This is a genomic window from Corticicoccus populi, assembly GCF_042686195.1.
Taxonomy (GTDB): Bacteria; Bacillota; Bacilli; order Staphylococcales; family Salinicoccaceae; genus Corticicoccus; species Corticicoccus populi.
In genome coordinates, this window is the sequence record NZ_JBHUOQ010000001.1 from 424,796 (window position 1) to 444,878 (window position 20,083).

Annotated in this window: 18 protein-coding genes, 1 pseudogene and 1 riboswitch; of the genes and pseudogenes, 12 read left to right on the top strand and 7 right to left on the bottom strand. The window is 39.4% G+C overall.

Features of this window, described 5'->3' with window-relative positions:
• The first annotated feature begins 21 nt into the window (after positions 1–21).
• A complete protein-coding gene (locus tag ACFSX4_RS02235; protein WP_377771123.1) occupies positions 22–1,605 on the top strand; it encodes an FMN-binding glutamate synthase family protein in 1,584 nt (527 codons plus the stop codon).
• Positions 1,606–1,694: 89 nt separating this feature from the next.
• On the opposite strand, the gene ACFSX4_RS02240 is transcribed toward ACFSX4_RS02235, so the two are convergent.
• The 5 genes from ACFSX4_RS02240 to ACFSX4_RS02260 form a co-directional block, all read right to left on the bottom strand.
• A complete protein-coding gene (locus ACFSX4_RS02240) occupies positions 1,695–2,315 on the bottom strand; it encodes a LysE family translocator (RefSeq protein ID WP_377771125.1) in 621 nt (206 codons plus the stop codon).
• Positions 2,316–2,329: 14 nt separating this feature from the next.
• The gene (locus ACFSX4_RS02245) at positions 2,330–2,983 is read right to left on the bottom strand and encodes an HAD hydrolase-like protein (protein WP_377771127.1); all 654 of its coding nucleotides are present in this window, start codon (positions 2,981–2,983) and stop codon (positions 2,330–2,332) included.
• A 180-nt stretch (positions 2,984–3,163) separates the two neighbouring features.
• Complete coding sequence (locus tag ACFSX4_RS02250) at positions 3,164–4,840, bottom strand: glutathione ABC transporter substrate-binding protein (RefSeq protein ID WP_377771129.1); 1,677 nt, start codon at positions 4,838–4,840, stop codon at positions 3,164–3,166.
• Positions 4,841–5,033: 193 nt separating this feature from the next.
• Entirely contained in the window at positions 5,034–5,942 is a 909-nt protein-coding gene (gene mmuM, locus ACFSX4_RS02255) for a homocysteine S-methyltransferase (RefSeq protein ID WP_377771131.1), read from the bottom strand.
• Between the two features lie 48 nt (positions 5,943–5,990).
• Complete coding sequence (locus tag ACFSX4_RS02260; RefSeq protein WP_377771133.1) at positions 5,991–6,203, bottom strand: hypothetical protein; 213 nt, start codon at positions 6,201–6,203, stop codon at positions 5,991–5,993.
• A gap of 140 nt (positions 6,204–6,343) precedes the next feature.
• Between ACFSX4_RS02260 and ACFSX4_RS02265 the strand changes: the two genes are divergently transcribed.
• From ACFSX4_RS02265 to ACFSX4_RS02285, 5 genes and pseudogenes are all read left to right on the top strand, one after another.
• Complete coding sequence (locus ACFSX4_RS02265; RefSeq protein WP_377771135.1) at positions 6,344–7,372, top strand: DNA glycosylase AlkZ-like family protein; 1,029 nt, start codon at positions 6,344–6,346, stop codon at positions 7,370–7,372.
• A 66-nt stretch (positions 7,373–7,438) separates the two neighbouring features.
• Positions 7,439–7,906 (top strand): annotated as a pseudogene (locus ACFSX4_RS02270) (NUDIX domain-containing protein).
• A gap of 100 nt (positions 7,907–8,006) precedes the next feature.
• The gene (locus ACFSX4_RS02275) at positions 8,007–9,140 is read left to right on the top strand and encodes a hypothetical protein (RefSeq protein WP_377771137.1); all 1,134 of its coding nucleotides are present in this window, start codon (positions 8,007–8,009) and stop codon (positions 9,138–9,140) included.
• Between the two features lie 1,060 nt (positions 9,141–10,200).
• Entirely contained in the window at positions 10,201–12,006 is a 1,806-nt protein-coding gene (gene pepF / locus ACFSX4_RS02280; protein WP_377771139.1) for an oligoendopeptidase F, read from the top strand.
• 118 nt (positions 12,007–12,124) lie between these two features.
• Positions 12,125–13,015: an SDR family oxidoreductase gene (locus tag ACFSX4_RS02285; protein ID WP_377771141.1), complete on the top strand. Its 891-nt coding sequence runs from the start codon at positions 12,125–12,127 to the stop codon at positions 13,013–13,015.
• Between the two features lie 80 nt (positions 13,016–13,095).
• On the opposite strand, the gene ACFSX4_RS02290 is transcribed toward ACFSX4_RS02285, so the two are convergent.
• Positions 13,096–13,959, bottom strand: coding sequence for a CvfB family protein (locus ACFSX4_RS02290; RefSeq protein ID WP_377771143.1), 864 nt, complete (start codon positions 13,957–13,959; stop codon positions 13,096–13,098).
• A gap of 10 nt (positions 13,960–13,969) precedes the next feature.
• Complete coding sequence (locus tag ACFSX4_RS02295; protein ID WP_377771145.1) at positions 13,970–14,707, bottom strand: NAD-dependent protein deacylase; 738 nt, start codon at positions 14,705–14,707, stop codon at positions 13,970–13,972.
• 178 nt (positions 14,708–14,885) lie between these two features.
• Between ACFSX4_RS02295 and ACFSX4_RS02300 the strand changes: the two genes are divergently transcribed.
• From ACFSX4_RS02300 to dapB, 6 genes are all read left to right on the top strand, one after another.
• Positions 14,886–15,128, top strand: coding sequence for a hypothetical protein (locus tag ACFSX4_RS02300; RefSeq protein ID WP_377771147.1), 243 nt, complete (start codon positions 14,886–14,888; stop codon positions 15,126–15,128).
• Between the two features lie 43 nt (positions 15,129–15,171).
• Positions 15,172–15,366 carry a hypothetical protein gene (locus ACFSX4_RS02305; protein ID WP_377771149.1) on the top strand — a complete coding sequence of 65 codons (195 nt, stop codon included), beginning with the start codon at positions 15,172–15,174 and terminating at the stop codon, positions 15,364–15,366.
• Between the two features lie 210 nt (positions 15,367–15,576).
• Positions 15,577–17,181, top strand: coding sequence for an ABC-F family ATP-binding cassette domain-containing protein (locus ACFSX4_RS02310; RefSeq protein ID WP_377771151.1), 1,605 nt, complete (start codon positions 15,577–15,579; stop codon positions 17,179–17,181).
• Positions 17,182–17,231: 50 nt separating this feature from the next.
• Positions 17,232–17,411, top strand: a riboswitch (Lysine riboswitch).
• Positions 17,412–17,485: 74 nt separating this feature from the next.
• Entirely contained in the window at positions 17,486–18,463 is a 978-nt protein-coding gene (locus ACFSX4_RS02315; protein ID WP_377771153.1) for an aspartate-semialdehyde dehydrogenase, read from the top strand.
• A 16-nt stretch (positions 18,464–18,479) separates the two neighbouring features.
• The gene (dapA, locus tag ACFSX4_RS02320; protein ID WP_377771155.1) at positions 18,480–19,367 is read left to right on the top strand and encodes a 4-hydroxy-tetrahydrodipicolinate synthase; all 888 of its coding nucleotides are present in this window, start codon (positions 18,480–18,482) and stop codon (positions 19,365–19,367) included.
• The gene (gene dapB / locus ACFSX4_RS02325; RefSeq protein ID WP_377771157.1) at positions 19,364–20,077 is read left to right on the top strand and encodes a 4-hydroxy-tetrahydrodipicolinate reductase; all 714 of its coding nucleotides are present in this window, start codon (positions 19,364–19,366) and stop codon (positions 20,075–20,077) included. Before dapA ends, dapB begins: the two co-directional genes overlap by 4 nt.
• The last annotated feature ends 6 nt before the right edge of the window (positions 20,078–20,083 follow it).

Here is a 20,083-nt window from a genome sequence, read left to right on the forward strand (position 1 = left end):
TAAATAAAAGGAATGATTCATATGACTGTTTCAGCTGCACTGCAATTGATTGTAAACATCATCATTATTTTAACGATACTCAGCATATTTTTAACGGGTGTTCTGTTATTGTTTAAAGATAAACGGCAAAAGCAGCACAGTGTATTACGCAATTATCCATTACTTGCCCGTATCCGTTACTTCCTGGAAAAGGTTGGACCTGAAATGCGTCAGTATCTATTTTTACAGGATACGAAAGGAAAACCTTTTTCAAGAAATGATTACACTAATATTGTTCTCGCGGGTAAATACAATTCGAGAATGTCCAGTTACGGTACGCAGAAAGATTATGAGGATGGATTTTATATTCAAAATACGATGTTTCCGCTGCAGACAAATGAACTGCATATTAATCAGTCTCCAATGATTTCTACGTTTATATATAAAATTGATAATGAACGTTTGTTTAACCGGGATGAGCATCTGATAAAAACTGAAATTGATCCATATTTTTTATCTGAATCAGATGCGGTTATACTGGGGCGGAATTTAAAACATCCTTTTAAAATCAAACGTCTTGTCGGACAGTCGGGAATGAGTTACGGTGCTCTAGGAAAACGTGCTGTGACAGCTCTGTCTATGGGGCTTGGGCAGGCAGGAACCTGGATGAACACAGGTGAGGGCGGGTTATCTGAACATCATCTTAAAGGAGATGTGGATATTATATTCCAAATCGGTCCCGGCCTTTTTGGTGTCCGTGATAAAGAAGGTCAATTTGATTTGAAAAAGTTCTGCAGTCTCGCAGAAAATGAGAGGATAAAAGCTTTTGAAATCAAACTCGCGCAGGGGGCGAAGACACGGGGCGGACATATGGAAGGCGATAAAGTCACAGAGGAAATCGCTGAAATCAGAGATGTAGAGCCATGGAAGACAATTAACTCCCCCAATCGTTTCGATACCATCGGCAGTCCGGAAGATTTATTGAACTGGGTCAGTCTGTTACAGAGAAACGGCCAGAAACCGGTGGGTTTTAAAATCGTAGTCAGTAAAGTATCTGAAGTTGAAACACTGATTAATACAATGATTGAAACAAAACAGTATCCGGATTTTATTACAATTGATGGCGGAGAAGGCGGCACAGGAGCGACTTTTCAGGAGCTTCAGGACGGTGTCGGGCTGCCTTTATTTACAGCGCTGCCGATTGTTACTGCATTGCTGGAAAAGTACGGCATCCGGCAGGACATTAAAATTTTTGCCTCAGGTAAGCTGATTACACCCGATAAAATTGCGATTGCGCTTGGTTTAGGTGCGGATTTAGTGAACATTGCACGTGGTATGATGATCAGTGTAGGCTGTATAATGAGCCAGCAGTGTCATATGAATACTTGTCCGGTCGGAGTCGCAACAACCGACCCTAAACGGGAAAAAGCCCTTTCTATTGATGAGAAGAAATATCGGGTGACAAATTATGTTACAAGCTTACACCAAGGTTTATTTAATATTGCCGCTGCTGTTGGTGTTGAAAGTCCTGTCCAAATTTCAAAAGATCATATCATTATTAAAAAGAAAGACGGCGCTCTACAATCAGTTAATGACTACAAATTAAAACTGATTAACTATAAATGATTGTAGAATACAACTTAATTTTTTTATTGTACAAAAAACTGAAAACACCGCTTTTTATCCCGATCCGGATAAAAAGCGGTGTTTAAATTTTAATCATTAAATGCAATACTCAAACCGATGGCTGTAAATAAGCAGCCTTGAATGATATTCATGCGTTTTGAAACGGCTGGATTCTGCCTTAGTAATGTGCCTATTTTTCCGGAAAATAAACTAATCAAACTAAAAATGATGAAAGTCTGTACTAAGAATATTATTCCAAGCAGCAGCATTTGAACAGATATATTAATACCCGAATTATTCACAAATTGAGGAAAGAATGCTAAAAAGAACAGGGATACTTTAGGGTTTAATACATTCATAATGACACCCCTGCGGTAAAGTGCTGTAGAGTTCAGCCGTTCACCGCTGTCTAAATTCAGGGTGGATTCTTTATTCCTAAAAGACATATATGCAAGGTACAGCAGATAAACTGCGCCTGCATATTTGATAATGGTAAATGCAGCTGCGGATTGATAGAGCAGGGCAGTTATTCCGATTGCTGCAGCTGATACATGAAGCAAAAGTCCGGTGCATAAACCGAGTGTGGTGAATATCCCTGCATTTTTTCCTTTAGCGATACTTTGTGTTAAAACAAATAAGTTATCCGGCCCCGGCATAATTGTTACAAGCATTGCAGCCCCCGCGAAAGATAAAATAGTTAATAATTCCATTCACAACACCTCAATTATCCGGAAATTAAAATATCTCTCAGCTGTTTAATGTTATTTACAATATGCGTCGGCTTTTCATTGTACAGCTCATCATATGATCCATAGCCGTATGTAACGCCGATAGAATCAATCTGCATTGAATTCGCACCGATTAAATCATGTTTACGGTCGCCGATCATTATGAATTCATCAAGGTCTTGGTTATACATATTCAGTGCGTGTTCAATCACTTCTCCTTTGATACTTCTTGTCCCGTCTAAATGACTGCCGACAATATGATTAAAAAAATGATCTATTTCAAAATATTGTACTATTTCTTCTGCAAAGACGGTCGGTTTTGTTGTGGCGACATCAAGGATGCATCCTTTTTCCTTTAAGCTTTCGAGCAGTCCCGGGATTTCGGGATAAAGGACATTTTCATACGTTCCTTTATCTTTAAAGCGTTCCCTGTAGTATTCAATCGCAAGTGATATGTCTTTGTCATTCATACCGTAATATTCTTTGAAGGACACCTGCAGCGGCGGTCCGATAAAGCATTCCAGGTTGTCCAGGTTTTCTTCATTAATGTTAAATTGTTTAAGCGCGTACTGTACAGATTTTGTGATTCCGATTTTAGGATCTGACAGTGTGCCGTCCAAGTCGAATAATATATGTTGATACTGCTTCATCTGTTAATCCTCTCCTTCTGTTCATACAGTTTATATTACAGCATTTGATGAAAAGTATCATTTTAATTTTGATTGCACCGTGGGGTGTTAAGTTAAAAACACATATGCGAAGAATGTTAAAGAAAACCCCGGCAAAAGGCCGGGGGAACTGAATTTTTCATGCATAAATGGATATTAAATTTATCTGATACCTGACTCTCTGAAATTCCAAATATTATAGCTGTCAACATCCATGCCGGTAAAACTGTCATGCTGTGCATTTAAAAGTTCTGAATGTCTGACAAATATTGCAGGGGCTTCCTCAACTAATATTTCCTGTGCCTGCTTGTAAATTTCTGCACGTGCATTCTCATCTGTTTCACGTCTGCCCTGATCGAGTAATGCATCCAGGTCATCATTTTCAAAAAATGCTCTGTTGCCGTCCGCGCCGACATAGTCGGAATGGAATAGGGGGGCGATACCGTTATCGGGGTCTCCAGTGGCGTTGGACCATCCAAGCATATACATATCATGTTCACCATTGCCGGTTGCTTCCATATACGCACCCCATTCAACCTGTTCGATATTTACATTGATATTCAATTCAGCTAAAGATTCCTGAAGTATTACAGCAATATCCATACGTTCAGCATTATCATCATTCACCATCATTGTAAGATCGAAGCCGTCTGCGTACCCAGCTTCTTCAAGCAGTTCTTGTGCTTTATCCATATCATATTCGAGACCTTCGAGGTTTTCATCATAACCAAGGACTCCCGGTGCCAAAGCAGCCACTGCGTCAGCACCTGATCCATTATAAACGCCTTCAGCTACTGTCTCTTTATCAAAAGCATGTGTAATTGCCTGACGGACACGTTTATCATTGAATGGCTCTTTAGAAGTATTAAAGCCGATAAAATCAATTGCTACGGATTCTGTTCTTGCCAAAGAAACATCCGGTGTATTCTCAATACGTTCCAGATTTGCGGATTGAATGTCGCTGATAAAATGTGCTGCACCGGTTTCAAGTTCTGCGATACGTGATCCTGTTTCATTAATGACTTTAAATTGGGCACTGTCAAGATTAGCAGGCTCTCCCCAGTAGTCATCATATTTGACAACTGTAGTGTCTGCACCTGGGTTTCTCGAGTCAAACTGCATATATCCTGTACCGGAGGGCTGTGTTTCGATTAAAGTACCAACATCGCCGCTGATTGCATTCGCCACTTCTTCAAATGCTTCACCGCCTGCGTCTCTAAGTTCGTAATATTCCTCAACACTCATATTTTCACCGGCAGTATCAAGTGCATTCTGATAATCTTCATCAATCAGTTCTTTACTGATCATTTTACCTGCACCATGTGCCAGGTGGGCTAAAAGAGGAGAAAAAGGGTATTCTGTAACAATCTCTACCGTATAATCATCAACGATATTAATTTCTTCAATCATCTCCAAAAGGAACAATCTTGGAGATGCTTTTGCAGGATCCTGCAGTCGTTCTAAGTTTGCTTTGACCGCTTCAGCATTAAAAGTAGAGCCGTCATGAAATGTTACACCTTCACGAAGGTTAAATCTCCATGTATTGTCATCAATCTGTTCCCAGTCTTCAGCGAGTTTGCCGTAAATATCCAGGTTTTCGTCCTGTGCAACCAACGGTTCATAAATTACAGCACGTACCTGTTCCGACGGAATATCATTACTTCCATGCGGATCCATTGAGATGGCGTCACTTGGCAGTCCCAGTGCTAAATCACCGCCGGCAGGTGCTTCTGCATCTCGAGCTTCAGAACTTCCTTCCGGCTCAACATCACTGTCGCTGGTACATGCCGCCAATAATAATACAACAATTAATAATAAGTATTTCCAGGTTCTTTTCATTTTCAAACTCCTATGTAAATTTTAATCAAATGATTCTATTTGACTCTAGTAAGAATAAACCAATAGGGAACAGCTTTCAACACTATTTTCAGATAAAATGAAAAATTCTAAATAAACAGGATGTTTTTCGGAGATTTTGATAGAAAAATACCTCATTCATCATTTGACGAATGAGGCTGTAATCTTGTAACACTTACTTTTGATGAATAATATCCGCCAATGTCCGGATGTCTTTAGGAAGTATACCGCAGCAGCCGCCGATAATGTTTACACCTTTCTCCTGCCACTCTGCAGCATGGGTAAACAGTATATCTGTTTGATCTTTCCCGGACCAAGTTTTTGTTACTGCATCATATGTTTTACCGCCGTTTGGATAAAGGGCGGTATATTGGGGGACATCAAGCATTCCCTTCGACAGGGAGGCTTCAATTCCTTGAATGGTAGAACAGTTGATTCCGAATACAGACCATTCATCCGGGTGGTCTGCAATATATTCACAGACTTTTTGGAAGTCGGTTCCGTCGGATAGGTCACCCGTGTTTCCGACAGTACATGACAGCCAGAATGTTAAGTCGTACTGCTTAAAATACGGGATGACAGTTTCAGTTAATGCTTTTATTTCGTCAAAATTAGGTACAGCTTCAAACACAAAATCAGTGATGCCGTAGTTAATCAATGTTTGGATTCTTTCTTTATGATATGAAAGATATACATCGTCAGACACATTATAGTCTCCTGTATACTCAGAGCCGTCTGTAAGATAGGCGGCATACGGGCCGAGGCTCGCGACAAGGACGCTGTCTGTTTGACTGCTCCGGGCAGTATTCACTGCTGTTTTAAGAAACTGATCGATTTCATCCGAATGAAAACCGGCATTCCTGAATGAAGGATAGGCTGCCTGATACGTATTCGTAAGAATAATATCCGCACCTGCCTGTGAAAATAACTGATGTACCTGTGCAATCATATCAGGGTTTGTTTTTAAAATTTCTGCTGACCAGAGAGATGAGTTTATACTGCAGCCTAATGATTCGAGTGTAGTTGCGAAGCCGCCGTCAAGGAGCAGGGTGTTGTTTTCAATTAATTTTTGTTTTAAATTCATCAAAATACCTCATTTTTCAAAATTTTAAATTTTCTACGAAGATTTTTATCAGTACACAAGAAGGATAATAATAGTGGTGATGAGGACAACTTGAATGATTACCGTGGCAGTAATCAGAGCTTTGTTATTTTTAATATGATTTTTTATATCCGGCTTTTCAGATGAGTGATTGTTTTTTTCGTTATCGTTCTGCGGCCGGTAATTTTTCATAAAAAGAATTACAGTAACGATAATAAGTATAATCAGAAATATTAATGCCAAAGTTAACCGCTCCATTTATATTAGTATGTTAGTATTTTAACATGATTTGAAGCAAAAGGAATTGCTGAACACTCATGCTTGTTACGAATTGGTATAATGGTAAATATAATACTGAAATGTGATGAAAGGAGATAATGGTTATGAATGAATTAATGGATTATAGGCTGAATCATTCTCTGATTACCGACAAAAAAGAAAGTGTACATTCTGTGTTATCACATGTTATTGGTATTCAGGCACAGTATCCCAATTATGCAAAAATCAATATCATCAACCGTCTTCATGAGAATGCCTATAGTCATTTTCATCATTCTCTTGATCATCCGGAGACTGTGATGGCATGGGGACAGAGACGGACAGTTCATTATTACTCTAAAGAAGACTGGCTGTGTTTAGCAGTGTTTTTTGAGCGGGAAGTAAAATGGCCGGATAAACATCTTCATAATATGGGATACTCAATAGATGATGAAATTAAGAGGATGGAGTCATTATTCAGTAATCGAAATCCGGTGGAGAAAAAAGACCTTCAGGAATATTATCAGGAAGAATGGAAAGATCTTTTTCACTGGTCCGCTTTGTTTCTGAAAGCATCTTCAGAAGGAAATTTATATTTTAAGCTGAAAGAAAATAAGAAATATTATTATTGGAATCATTTTGATGAAATACAGGTTGACAGAAAAGAATTGGAATTAAAAATGCTGCGTCAGTATTTTTCAGCTTACGGGCCGGCAACAAAGGCAGACGCGGCTCATTTTTTCGGGGTCAGACAGTCTTTTTTTACTATTCCTTTCGAAGAATATTTTAATGTATATCAAATTGAAGGAATCAATTATTATTATTCAGATTTACAGTGTTCGAATCAGAACCCGGAAGTAATACTGCTCGGAAAATTTGACCCACTTCTTCTTGCTTATAAAGATAAGCGCTGGATTGTTTCTAAAGATGAAGAGCCGCAAATATGGAGAAAGGCAGCACAGGTTGAGGCTGTTGTGATTATAAATAATAAGTTTGCAGGTACATGGCGGTATAAAGTCCGCGGCGGCAGAGTGGTATTCAATGTTTTCCTAAGTAAACCGGTGAATAAGTATTTAAAAGGAAAGATTAAAGAAGCACTTCAACCGTTTGCATTCGCATTAAATAAAGAATTTCATGCGGTGGAATTTTTGTAAATATATTTTAGAAATCAATCGGGGTGTCGATACACCCTGAAAAATTCAACAAGGAGATGATTGAAAATGTCACAGCCGCCGAAACACATTCTGGCAGTATCTGCATTCGTAAAAAATGAAAAAGGAGAGGTATTGCTTGTAAAAACACATTACCGTTCCGATACATGGGAGCTGCCGGGCGGACAGGTTGAAGAGGGTGAATCACTGGAGAAAGCCGTGGAATGAGAAGTATATGAAGAAACAGGAATAGTGGTGTCAGCTGAGGGTGTCACCGGGACATATTATAATTCGACTTCAGGGCTGCTGTCTGTCGTTTTTCAAGGAAAGCTGCTTAAAGGTGATATTAAAATACAGGAAGAAGAAATACAGGAGGCAGAGTTTATTAAATTAGACATGTCGAACATTGAAACGTATATCACCCGGCCGAATATGAGGTCAAGAACGATTGATGCGATGAACGTTCTGAATCCTGCACCTTATGAGCATTGGGAAGTCAGACCGCATAAAATGATTAACAGATTGTCTGTAGATTAAGGAGTATGTATATTTCTTATAAAACCATTATTTGATAATTTTCCATTTATCTACTATTGTAAGGGACGAATTCAAATAGTTTGCAGGGGAGTTATGACAAATGCGGAAGCGAATATCTGCTTTTATTACACCTGCAGCGGCAGTGGTACTGCTTCTTTCAGCCTGTAATAATGAGGGTGTAACAGAAGAGGGCACGGATTTTGAAGAAGAACAGATTGAAGAAAATGAGGGTGCTGAGGAAACTGACGACAGTGGAGAAGCTGGAGTGTCCGAAGAAGTAGAGGATGAAATCGATCAGGAACCGTTTGAACCAGTTGAACCTTCGGAGAACACTGAGTCCGTTGAAAGCCATTATGATGAACATCAAGTGTCGTACATACCTGGTATTGGCGCAGACGGTGAACCTGTAGAGCGTTCGGTTCCTTTGGGGGAAGTATTATCTGAAGGTGTAGAAGATTTATCGGAAGGCCCTTTAAATAAGTACCGGCTCGTGGCTTTTTATGGAACACCTTTATCAGAGCATATGGGAATTCTTGGAGAGTATGAACCGGAAGAAATGATGGAAATATTAAAGAAACAGACAGAGGCATATTCTGAAATAGACCCGGCACGGCCTGCGGTTCCGACTATTGAACTGATTGCAACAATAGCACAGCGGGATCCGGGTCCTGACGGTAATTATGTTTCAGAACCTGTACCGGAAGTGATTGAAGAATATGTAGAGTTGGCAGAAAAACATAATGCATTATTGATGCTTGATGTCCAGCTCGGCGGTAAAAGTGTCATGGAAGAAGTGGAGCAGCTGGAACCTTATCTTAAGGAACCGCATGTTCATTTAACTATAGATACGGAATACAGTATATCTGAAGGAGAGATTCCAGGTATAGACCTTGGATCTGTTGACGGCACCGAGATACAGGAAGCTGTTGAATATATGGATCGTCTTACAGAGGAAAATAACCTTCCGGATAAAATCGTTCTTGTGCATCAGTTTGCTGACAGCGTGGTGACAAACAAAAACGAAATTCAACCTACTGAAAATGTTCAGGTATCTTTAAATTTTGATGGATTTGGAGATGAATCTGTAAAAATAGACGGCTATAATCATTTGGTAAGAAATGAGCCGGTTCAGTACAGCGGCTTTAAGTTATTTTATCAGGACGATGTGCCGCTTTTAGAGCCGGAAGACGTATTAGAACTTGATCCGGCGCCGTCGGTTGTAAACTATCAGTAGCATGTAACAGTAGTGAACCTATAGATTGCGGTGATTATTAAAAGTATTTCATACAATATGAAGTAATCATCGTAATTTATTTGTAAATATATAAGAATATTCTGATAATTAAAGATATTATTTATTTTAGTGTGTTAAAAGAAAGACTTTAATAAAGAGTTATCACTGCAGAATATTGTATTAAATACAGGCAGACATTACATTAGTATATAAACTGTAGTAATAACTATATACAAATCATAATAAAACAACTGAGATAAAAACCATATGACAGGGACAGTATAATTAGTGTGGAAATACTTAAAGGATATGTTTAATTAATATATGGAAAACATATCAGTAAAAGACTATAAACATATAGAATCTCTTAAGCAGCTGATTATGTACTGAACATGATCAGCAAAGACATCTGATTAATAATGACTGACTAATGATAAATACAGATATTAATAAAAAATATTACGAATCACCAGTGAATTGTTTAAATCCGGATATCAGCTGATGAATCACAGATTAATACATAAAAACTAATGAAATCGTCTGTAAAAATAAACGCCCTTTCAAATATACTATAAAGTTTACATAACATATATTATAGGAAGTTATGGATGCTGGTTTCTCTTGTAACCTCCTGAATCATATATTAAGCATTTATAATGCTTTTTTTGTCACACTTAATATGTTCTATATCTTCTTCTTCCGGCAGTTCCTCGTTCACTGAAGTGATTTCCACCTGTCGCATCACAGCGGCAGTGACTCATTCGATGCATATCATCTATCTACCCGTGATCCTCTTTTGGTCACAAGAATCGTATCCCCCGGTGAAAAAGGATACTTTTTCTGATGATTCAGATGAAATAAACCCTCCCTCTTTAAAAACTGTGCAAAGGTGTACATCTGCCCTTCTATTTTAATTTTCATCGAAATAAATGACACCACTACGATATTACATCGTACCTGCACTCATGTGACATATGATTTATTGTATTTTTTCAGAATATTTGTGTATAATGAAATCATACTTCGGTTTCCGAAATTTTATAGAAGAGGTGTCATAATAATGGAAGAATTAAAGCACAGAAGTGAAGTTGATGTGAATTATACTTGGGACCTGACTCCCCTTTTCGAGTCTGATGCAGCTTGTGTTGAGGCAGTAGAAAAACTGAAAGGTGAAATTACTGCTTTCTCAGAAAAATATGAAGGCACTCTCGCTGATTTAAATAAGGCGGCGGATGCTGTTCATGAGTATGCGAAACTTGTTGAAGGACTGGTACCTGCCGGTACATATGCATCTTTAAGACTATCATCTGACCAAAGTGATAAAGAGGCGCAGAAATTATCTTCAACTTTTGCGAATTTAAGTACTTTATTCGGTCGTGAAACAAGCTTTGTAAGAAGTGAACTTCTTGCTGAGGATGAGTCATATCTCGAGCAGCTGAAAGAAAAAGCATCTGAGTACAGTCATTACATTGACGACTTGCTGCGTCAGAAACCTTATCAGCTCGATGCGAAAGTTGAAAAAGCACTTGCAGCCTATTCAAATGTATTTTCCGCACCTTACGGCTTATATAATAAGACAAAATTACTTGATATTGATTTCGGTACATTTGAAGCAAACGGTCAGGAAATCCCTTTGTCCTACCTTGCTTTTGAAGGTGAGCTTGAGAGTCATGAAGATACTGAGGTCCGCCGTAATGCGTTCCGCAAGTTCTATGATAAGCTTTCGGACTATCAGCATACGACTGCCGGAACATATGATATTCAATTGAAAGAAGAAAAAACGACTGCTGACCTCCGTGGATACGAATCAGTCATTGATTACCTTCTACACGACCAGGAAGTGGATCAGGAATTATATCACCGTCAAATTGATATGATTATGTCCGACCTTGCACCGCATATGCGCCGTTATGCTAAACTGCTGAAAAAAGTAAACAAGCTGGATGAACTGCGTTATGAAGACTTGAAGATTTCTCTTGATTCAGAGGCGGAACCTGAAATCAGTGTGGATGAGTCCAGAAAATATATTATGGACGGACTCAGTGTAATGGGTGATGATTATGTGGAGATGCTGAACCGTGCATACGATGAACGCTGGATTGATTTTGTTAAAAACAAAGGGAAATCCACCGGTGCTTTCTGTTCAAGTCCATATGGGTCACATCCGTTTATTTTAATTTCATGGACTTCATTAATGACAGAAGTGTTTGTTCTTGCACACGAACTCGGTCATGCCGGCCATTTCTATAATGCAAACCGTGCACAGAATGTATTTGATGCAAGAAGTTCGATGTACTTTATCGAAGCGCCGAGCACAATGAATGAAATGCTGATGGCGAATCATCTGCTTAAAAACTCTGAAGACCCTAAATTTAAGCGCTGGGTGATTTCTTCTATTATTTCAAGAACCTACTATCATAACTGTGTGACGCATCTGCTTGAAGCTGCGTATCAGCGTGAAGTGTATAAAAAAGTGGATAATTACGAAAGTGTTACTGCGAATGACTTAAATGACTTAAAGCGTAATGTAATTGAAGAGTTCTGGGGAGATGACGTGACAATCACTGAAGGTGCTGAATTGACATGGATGAGACAGCCGCACTACTACATGGGATTATATCCATATACGTATTCAGCTGGTCTAACTATTGCGACTGCAATGAGTAAACGTGTATTAAATGAAGGTCAGCCTGCTGTTGATGACTGGTTAAAAGTATTAAAATCAGGCGGAACTAAAAATCCTGTAGAACTTTCTCAAATGGCGGGTATCGATATTACAACAAATCAGCCTTTAAAAGAAACAATCAATTACATCGGCGAACTGGTTGATGAACTGGAGCGTTTAACTGAGGAAATTGACGGGTAATAACTGAACATGGGATTCCCCTATGTTCTAAGTGTTAAATGGTAATTGAATGATTTTGTTCACTTGGAGTATTTATAGACAGTCAGTTTATTAATTATATATACAAGGAGAATGAAGAATGGATAATACAAATTTAACAGACCCGAGAAAACAGTATTACTCAGATGACTTTCCTGAGCAGGATCAGGGCACCCCTGCCCTGCAGCATAAAATGAAACCAAAACCGGACTGTGGTGAGTCATCTTATAAAGGACACGGCAGACTTGAAGGCCGTAATGCTTTAATTACCGGTGGTGATTCAGGTATCGGACGTGCTGCAGCCATTGCTTATGCACGGGAAGGTGCAAATGTAGCAATTCAATTTGTGCCTGGTGAAGAAGCAGATGCTCAGGAAGTAAAAGAAATTATTGAAAAGGAAGGCAGAAAATCACTATTGCTGCCTTGTGATTTCAAAGATGACGGTACCCCGACGGATATTGTTAAACAAACGGTCGATGCATTCGGCGCTTTGGATATTCTGGTGCTGAATTCTGCCTTGCAGGTTGCCCAGCCGTCATTAAGTGATTTAACTATGGAACAGGTTAACGACACGTTTAAAGTAAATATCATCAGTATGTTTGAATCTGTAAAAGCAGCTGAGGAATATTTGGAACCCGGCAGTGCTGTAATTACGACAACTTCTGTTCAAGGTTCAAGACCAGGGCCGCCTCTTTCAGATTACGCAGCGACAAATGCTGCAATTAATAACTTTACAGTTTCTATGTCTAAATACTTTGCACCGAAAGGTATCAGGGTAAATGGTGTTGCACCAGGTCCTGTGTGGACACCGCTGCAGTTAGACGGTGGTAAGCTTGACGGTGAAATTCCTGAATTCGGCCAGAAGGCGGCGCTGACCCGTGCTGCACAGCCGGTCGAACTTGCGCCGGTCTATGTACTGCTTGCGTCTGAAGAAGGCAGTTATATTTCAGGAGAAATTTACGGTTTAACAGGCGGTAAGGACTTTTTATAAAATTATCAAAGCAATGATTAAAGAGCTGCAGGCAAAATGCCTGCAGCTCTTACTTTTTTATAAGCAATATTATAAAATTTTTATTTTAAATATGTCGATCCGTCCCGCTGTTCGATTTTCCCTGCTTTCATTAAACGGCCGAGTGCGCGTTTAAATGATCCTTTTGAGATATTAAATGCATCTTTAATATCTTCAGGTGAAGATTTATCGGATAAAGGCATCATTCCATCATTTTGAGTGATATAATCGAGAATCATTTTACTGTCTGAATCCATTTTTTGATAGGCCTGTTTGATAAATGATCCGTTAATTTCACCATTTTCATTGACACCGATGGCTCTGAATTTCACTTCTTCACCAAGACGGGGTTCGTGCTCTCTTTCTGATTCGTGTACAAAAGCTTTATGTCCTTCTGTTGTCAGTATGAAGGTACCGACTTTAAGCAGACGGTAAGGACGCCCTGTAAACCATTTATTTTTGATCTCTTCAAATTTTTCTTTATCGAATGGTGTGAAACGTTCAGCTGCTTCCTGTTCACTGATTAATTTGCCGTACAGCTGGTTGTCGGATTCTGCCCGTAACTGTATATAGACTTCATCGCCCTCTTTCGGCCACACTTCCTTCATTTTCGGCAGATCAATCCACGGGATTAAGATTTCTCTCGGTGCACCGACATCAACATATGCACCATCTCTGTTGACTTCAATTACCTCAGCATAACCGAATTTATTCCGGGAAGCACTCGGGACTATGGGTGCTGCAAATAATTCGCCACTTCTGTTTGGATAGATAAACGCACTGACCTCTTCGCCGATTTCATATTCTTTATCTGTGGCAGAGGAATTCATTCGAATGTACGTATCATTTTCATACGTTAGATGATACGTCGATCCTTCTCTTTTAATTACTTCTAAAAATTGTACAGTTCCTGATAAATTTTCCATTATATTTCTCCTAAATTTCTTCAAGTTTTTCCAGTTCGGAAATGACATGTGTCATGTCTTCATTGATTACAAGTGTTGCGTTATCATCATAAGGTGTCGCGTCTTTATTAATAATCACAAAATGTCTGCCTTTAAAATGTGTAGTTAAATAAGCAGCGGGATTGACGACAAGGGATGACCCGAGGACAACGAGCGTATCTGCTTCCTGAAATTTTGAGATGGCACTGAAGACAGTCTGCTCATTCAGCATTTCACCGTAAAGTACAATGTCCGGCCTGACAACACCGCCGCATCGGCAGAAACCAATGTCATCAGAAATAATTTCATTTTTTGAATATGTCCGGGTGCACTCTGTACAGTAAAATTTTGCGAGCGACCCGTGAAGTTCATCAATATTCCTGCTTCCGGCATCATGGTGTAGGCCGTCAATATTCTGTGTAATCACACCGGATGATTTCCCCTGTCTTTCAAGTTTTTCAATATAGTAATGAACGTTATTCGGCTGTTTATCGGCGAGCAGTAATCTTTTTCTGTAAAAGTTTACGAAATTCTGTGGATTATCTTCTAAATGATTAATGCTGAGCAGGTATTCAGGTTCATATCCGTCTTTTGAGATTTCATCGAACAAGCCGCCCATACTTCTAAAATCAGGTATGCCGCTTGCGACCGATACACCGGCGCCTGTAAAAAACACGATATTATTGGATTCAGAAATAATTTTGTTCAGTTGAGAAACGTTTGCAGACACAGTATTGCCTCCTGTAATTAATACTCTAATATTACCATATTCAGCCGCTGATAACGAAAGTTTCATTTATATAAGATGAATGTTTAGAAGATATTATATATTTTATAATTCCGATTTTTCTGATTTTTGTTGAGCATTAAATTCAAGTGGTGTATATTCATTAAAAGGAGTTGGTCACATGAAAAATAATTATGACAGTTTGTTCAGAAAGTTTTTAGGAGAAGTGCTTGAGGCGGAACATGAATTCGGTGCCCCGCTTTATGTGGTCCGCGGTGAAGGTACAGACGGCTATGATCCCATTATTGATTATTTTTTCAGTCATAAAGAGAGTCTCGCTGTTGATGGAACGGTCGAACAAAAGACAATTGCAGGTGCCATTGAAGAATTCAGCAGTCATGTTGTCCCTTTAGAATTTAAGTAAGCCTGATTGAGACAGGTATTATTGAAGAGAGGTGAAGATAACCATGCATGCGAATGATGTAGTAAGAATCCACAAAGAAAGTTTATATTCAACGTTTAAATTTATCGATGATCAGAAAGTAACAGCAAATAATGTGGAATATGTGGATGATAATACTGTACTCGTGAATGAAGTGGTGCTGATTAATCTTTCAAATGTTAAAACTGTCACTTACGCTAAAGAAGGCTCGAAAATATAATAATAATCCATCCGGTGCCGGGTATTCTCTCCTCCTGACACCGGGTGGATTATTTTAATGTCTCCCCTTCTCTTGTGAACGTATCGGTTTTATTCTTCCTATAAATTGATGAATATGTGTTGAAAACGCATTTTAAATGCGAAAGACCTCACATAAGCCCTTTAAATATGGTATTATCGCTAAAGGAATATAATTAAGGAGAATGTGTCTATGCTACAAGTAAGTGACGTTAGTCTGCGTTTTGGTGACCGCAAACTTTTTGAAGACGTTAATATAAAATTTACACCTGGAAACTGTTATGGTCTGATTGGTGCAAACGGTGCAGGTAAATCAACTTTTTTAAAGATTTTATCCGGCGAAATTGAGTCCCAGACCGGAAATGTTTCAATGGCGAAAGATGAACGGCTGGCTGTTTTGAAACAGGATCATTTCGGCTATGAAGATGAACGTGTACTGGATGTAGTGCTGATGGGTCATGCACGTCTATGGGAAGTGTCAAAAGAGAAAAATGAAATTTATATGAAACCTGACTTTTCCGATGAAGATGGTATCCGCGCAGCTGAACTTGAAGGTGAGTACGGTGAAATGGGCGGATGGACTGCTGAAAGTGATGCAGAAAGTCTGCTTCACGGCCTTGGTATCGGCAGTGATTTAATTGATAAGAAAATGTCTGAACTCGAAAATAATCAAAAAGTTAAAGTACTTCTTGCTCAGAGTTTATTCGGAACACCGGATGTACTCCTTCTTGATGAGCCGACCAATGGTCTTGATATTGAAGCGATTCAATGGCTTGAAAACTTTTTAATTGATTTTGAGAATACTGTAATTGTTGTATCCCACGACAGACACTTTTTGAATAATGTATGTACGCATATTGCTGACCTTGATTTTGGAAAAATTCAGCTGTATGTAGGTAATTATGATTTCTGGTATCAGTCCAGCCAGCTCGCACAGCAGATGGCCCAGGAACAAAATAAGAAAAAAGAAGAAAAAATTAAAGAACTGAAAGACTTTGTTGCGCGTTTCAGCGCGAATGCTTCAAAATCCAAACAGGCAACAAGCCGTAAGAAAATGCTCGACAAAATTGAGCTTGATGACATTAAACCTTCATCAAGACGTTATCCGTTTGTCGGCTTTACACCGGACCGGGAAATCGGTAATGATCTGCTTTATGTTAATGGACTGTCGCATTCAATTGACGGGGAAAAAGTGCTTGATAACATCAGTTTCACTTTAAACCCTTATGATAAAACAGTATTAATCGGATCTTCGGAAATCGCCCGCACCACCCTTCTCCGTATTTTGGCCGGTGAAATTACACCGGATGAAGGTGAAGTGCGTTTTGGTGTAACGACAACACAAAGCTATATGCCGAAAGATAACTCTAAATACTTTGCCGACGGGAATTTAAATCTTGTGGACTGGCTGCGTCAGTACGCACCGCCTGAGGAACAGACAGAAACTTTCTTAAGAGGATTTCTCGGCCGTATGCTCTTCAGCGGTGAAGAAGCAAAGAAAAAATCAAATGTTTTATCCGGTGGTGAAAAAATGCGTGCCATGCTGAGTAAGATGATGTTGTCAAAAGCAAATGTCATCATGCTCGATGAGCCGACAAACCACCTGGACTTAGAAAGTATCACTTCCGTCAACGAAGGTTTGAAAAACTTTAAAGGTTCTATTATTTTCACATCACACGACTTTGAATTTATTAATACAATTGCGAACAGTGTGCTTGATTTATCAGAGCCTGGAGCGGTTGTGAAAGAGTCTTCATACGAAGAATATTTAAAGGATAAAGGTGTAATTAAACTTTAGGGTTTACACATACTCATTAGGTATGTATAATGAAGTTCAAATAATCAAATAATTTTAGATGAGGCGCATTGCACATGAGTAGCATATCTGATTTAAAGCTCGAAACTTTAGATATGTGAAAGGGTCTGATGCCGAAATGGTATATTTTTCGAGAGATGTACTGTTGGGTCAGAAGGTTAAGAGCTACTGGCCTGTCATTATTTTTAGGATAATGGAGTGCATCACTTGTATATAAAAACAAGTCCCGGCATTCCGGGGCTTTTTTTTATACCATTTGATTGTATGACATTAGGAGGAATTGAATATGACAAAATTAGCAGTCGTCGGTGCAACAGGTGTTGTAGGAAACAAGATGCTTGAGATGCTTGAAAATTACGGAATCGGATATGATGAGGTCGTTTTATTTTCATCAAAACGCTCAAGCGGGAAAGAAATTGAATTAAACGGAGAAACATTGGTTGTTCAGGAACTTACTGATGAAAGCACAGACGGTGGATTTGATTATGTAGTGATGAGTGCGGGCGGCTCAATCAGTGAACACTATGCCCCGCTTTTCGAAAAACACGGTGCCATTGTAATTGATAACTCGAGTCAGTGGAGAATGCATGAAGATATAGATTTAATTGTTCCGGAGATTAATGAACCGAAGCTTGACCGGAAAATTATTGCAAATCCAAACTGTTCAACTATCCAGTCAGTGGTTGCATTAAAACCGCTGCAGGATAAATTCGGTTTGAAGCGGGTCCATTATGCAACGTATCAGGCAGTGTCCGGTTCCGGTTCCGGCGGTATACGTGATTTAGAAGATGGCGCGAAAGGTGAAGAACCAACTACCTATCCCCACCCTATTCATAATAATGTACTGCCGCACATCGATGTATTCTTAGAAAACGGCTATACAAAAGAAGAACAGAAAATGATTGATGAAACGAAAAAAATATTACAGGATGATGCACTTGAAGTGACAGCAACATGTGTCCGTGTACCTGTTATGGACAGTCACAGTGTCCAAATGAACGTCACGCTTGATAAAGAAGCAACTGTTGAAGAAGTGAGAGATGCATTTAGAGGATTTTCACACATCGTTTTGATGGATAATCCGGAAAATAATGAATACCCGATGCCGCTCGATGCTGCAGGGCGACCTGAAGTATTTGTCGGCAGAATCAGAAAAGATCCGACACTGCCGAATACATTCCATGTATGGTGTGTCAGTGATAACTTACTGAAAGGTGCAGCGCAGAACACGGTGCAGATTTTACAGACATTGATTGACGAATAATAAGGAGATGACAAAAATGAGTATGATTTTTGAAGGTATTGGAGTAGCGATGACAACGCCGTTTAGAAATGATGAAATTGATTATGACGCATTCAGAGAACATATTGAATACTTGATTGAAAATGATGTACAAAGTCTGGTAGTAAACGGAACAACCGGTGAATCCCCTACTTTAAGTTCGGAAGAGGTTAAATCTCTGCTGTCAGCAGCAGTTGAAACTGCAGCGGGTCGTGTACCGGTCGTTGCAGGTACAGGTACAAACTCAACAAAACGTTCAATTGAGCTTTCACAATATGCGGAACAAATTGGTGCGGACGGGGTGATGTTAATTACACCCTACTACAATAAGAGTAATCAACGCGGCTTAGTCGCTCATTTCACAGCGATCGCTGACAGTATCAATATCCCGGTCATACTTTATAATGTCCCTGCCCGTACTGGAATGACTATTGAGCCTGAGACAATATTTGAATTAAGTCAGCATGAAAATATTGTTGCATTAAAAGATGCGGTTGGTGATTTAAATTATACGATTAAAGTATTGAATCTCATCGATGAGGATTTCGTACTTTACAGTGGTAATGATGATAACTTATGTGATTTTACTGCACTCGGAGGCAGAGGGTTAATTTCAGTCGCAGGGAATGTCATTCCCGGAGAATTACAGGATGTATATATCCGCACTAAAAATAATGATGCAGCTGCCCGTGCAGCATTCGATGCAGTGATGCCTGTAATCGATGCCGTACAGATGGATGTGAATCCAATTCCAATTAAAGTGTTAACAACTGAACTTGGATTTGGAAACTATGAACTCAGACTGCCGTTGATTCCGATTGATGAAGTAAGTCAGAAAAAAATCAAAGATGCATTTCATGAGTTCAAGGAGGGTGTGAGAGTATGAAAGTTCTGCTCATAGGATATGGAACAATGAATAAAATTACTGCCCGTCTTGCTGAAGAAGCCGGTCATGAAATTGTCGGTGTCATCGGCAGAAGCGCTTCCCCATATCCCGAATTTTCTTCAATTGATGAAGCAGGTGCGGATGTCGCTGTTGATTTTTCCAACCCCGCACTTCTGCTTCCATTAATAGAGCAGGAGTTTAAAACACCGCTTGTTGTTGCGACAACAGGAGAAAAAGAAAAAATTGTGGAAATATTAAAGACACGTGCTGAGACGGCACCGGTATTTTTCAGTGCAAATATGAGCTACGGTGTGCATGCTGTCACTAAAATACTGGAGGCGGCACTTGCCCTTCTTGATGATTATGATGTTGAAATTACGGAACGCCATCATAACAAAAAAGTAGATGCTCCGAGCGGTACGCTCGTTAAACTGCTGGATGAAGTACTTGCCCGCCGGACAGACAGTTACCCTGTATATGACCGCTCTAATGTAAACCAGCAGCGGAAAAAAGAAGAAATCGGCGTTTCCAGTATGAGGGGCGGTACGATTGTCGGTACGCATGATGTCATATTTGCAGGTACGGACGAAGTCATTGAACTGCGCCATCAGGCACAGTCCAAGGATATTTTCGCAAATGGTGCGATTAAAGCAGCAGCAGCACTTGTGAATAAAGATAACGGTTACTACACATATAACAACTTATTTTAAAGGAGA